General features: G+C 45.3%; 2 protein-coding genes. One reads left to right on the top strand and one right to left on the bottom strand.

From position 1 onward, the window contains the following. The first annotated feature begins 102 nt into the window (after positions 1 to 102). A complete protein-coding gene (locus FDW94_RS20180) occupies positions 103 to 381 on the top strand; it encodes a hypothetical protein (RefSeq protein ID WP_003025168.1) in 279 nt (92 codons plus the stop codon). 57 nt (positions 382 to 438) lie between these two features. Here the strand turns inward: FDW94_RS20180 and yhcN are convergent, their stop codons facing one another. Continuing rightward, complete coding sequence (gene yhcN, locus FDW94_RS20175; protein ID WP_003828812.1) at positions 439 to 705, bottom strand: peroxide/acid stress response protein YhcN; 267 nt, start codon at positions 703 to 705, stop codon at positions 439 to 441. Positions 706 to 1,069 lie beyond the last annotated feature (364 nt).

Raw genomic sequence — 1,069 nt, 5'->3', positions numbered from 1 at the left:
TAAAAGCGTCGGTTTTTTTATGGCTATACTTACCTGAAAATGCGAGAGACCCCTGGATATTGGCGGTCTGTAGAGTAGCTGGCGTCGGGATGGTGGCTATAGATGAACATCTATACATTTGATTTTGACGAGATAGAAGATCAGGGCGATTTCTACCGCGAGTTCACCCGCACATTCGGTCTGGCCCGGGAAAAGGTTGTTGATTTGGATTCTCTGTGGGAGGTGGTGATCGGGGAAGTCTTGCCGCTGCCGCTGGAGATTGAATTTGTCCATTTACCGGACAAGCTGCGCAGGCGATACGGCGCGTTGATTTTATTGTTCGATGAAGCGGAAGAAGAGCTGGAAGGGCAGTTGCGTTTTAACGTTCGTCACTCAATGTAAGACATAAAAAAGCCCCCGGCAGGCGGGGGCAAGTCGTCGGACTTAGACGACGAGGGTTTATTTGTAGAGTTCTGCAGTAGCGTGCCAGTGAGCACCTTCACGGAGTTCGGTGACGCGATAGCTGCTGGCGCCTGCTTTTTCAGCTTTAGCGGCGATGGCCTGACGCATGTCCATTGGTGAACTACCGATCTGAGAGACGGAGACGCTACCGATGGATTGCAGATTCTGTGCTTCTTGTGAGTTCACCTGAGTAACTGCGGCGCTTGCACCGAAGGAGAGAACAGAAAGAAGGCTTAAGGTTGCAATAGTAGTTTTGATTTTCATGATATTTACCTCGTCGAATTCTTTTATTGGGGTCTGTGTTTCGTGACCCTCATCACAAAATCAAGTATACACTAATAACCCGATAAATTAATACCACGCTAATTGTTTCATTGGGTTTTGAGTGTTAAGAAAATGATTTTTTATAACTCAATGGAATTAAAAAGAGCATTCCAAACAGCTTATGCAAAATAAATTTAATTAAATCATGTAGATGCTTGATTTTGCAAAATGTGCGTTTTTAAGGCTGCACATTCACCATGTGAATGTATTTTGATGGTTAAACGCACCATTTGTTAAATCAATAGCAGTGGAAAAGAGAAGGAGGGGGATGAAAAAAGAGTGTTTTCCCCCGCCGCGAGGCGAC

This window comes from Citrobacter sp. wls757 (assembly GCF_005280935.1).
GTDB classification, from domain to species: Bacteria; Pseudomonadota; Gammaproteobacteria; order Enterobacterales; family Enterobacteriaceae; genus Citrobacter; species Citrobacter portucalensis.
Note: the sequence above shows the minus strand (reverse complement) of the source record. Positions and strands in the feature narration are given on the sequence as shown.